This is a genomic window from Oleiphilus sp. HI0080, from assembly GCF_001635135.1.
Map to the genome: position 1 here is coordinate 1 of NZ_LWFU01000266.1, position 819 is coordinate 819.

At 46.6% G+C, this 819-nt stretch carries 2 protein-coding genes; both read right to left on the bottom strand.

The window, feature by feature from the left end; translation table 11 throughout:
- On the bottom strand, positions 1 to 425 hold a 425-nt coding region (locus A3751_RS02815), incomplete at its 3' end, for a disulfide isomerase DsbC N-terminal domain-containing protein (RefSeq protein ID WP_304439002.1).
- Between the two features lie 59 nt (positions 426 to 484).
- On the bottom strand, positions 485 to 819 hold a 335-nt coding region (locus tag A3751_RS02820; protein WP_156492224.1), incomplete at its 5' end, for a tyrosine-type recombinase/integrase.

Below are 819 nucleotides of genomic sequence, written 5' to 3' on the forward strand. Positions count from 1 at the left end.
TTCATACGCGGCACTTCTCCATGCAGCTTACGACAATAACCGCAGTCGATATCCGTGAATACTGTTACGTGAGCCTTTTCTTCCCCTTCGGCAGGAAAGGTTCTTTTGTCACCATCTTCCAGGCTGGCCAATTCACCCAAACGTTGCCCTTGACGCTCCTTCTCACTTAAATTAACTAAAGCTCCACCGACCGTGCTATACAACTCACCAGTTATAAAATATGCACCGTCAGCACTGGCAAATATAACCTGCCCACGCTGATCTGTAACACGGTACAAGCCCGGTATCTCGCTCTCACTCACAGCCGATACGCTCAGTTGCGGAACAGCGGCCGCGAGCGCTTTTTCAATATTAGCTTGCTCTGCAGAAGACAGCGCCGACCACAAGAACAACCCCACTACCGATATAATGCTGAAAAACCTCATCAAAAACCCTTCTCTAAATGAATATAGTTTTATGACGCCAATTCGTCATCAAAGTTCCGCTAAGCCCTCGGATGATATGCCGCATGTAATGATTGCATGCGCTCTTGTGCCACATACGTGTAAATTTGTGTTGTTGACAAGCTGCTATGACCAAGCAACATCTGAACAACTCTTAAATCCGCACCATTATTTACCAAGTGTGTTGCAAAAGCATGTCTGAGCGTGTGAGGACTTAATTTAGCGCTTATTCCAAGCTGTTTTGCATACACCTTGATTCGGTGCCAAAAAGTTTGTCGGGTCATCGCTTTCGCTCGAGAGCTTGGGAACATAATATCCTCGGCCTGATTTCCGACCAACAAAATCGGCCTCGTCTCTAACAAATAGCGCTCTAGTG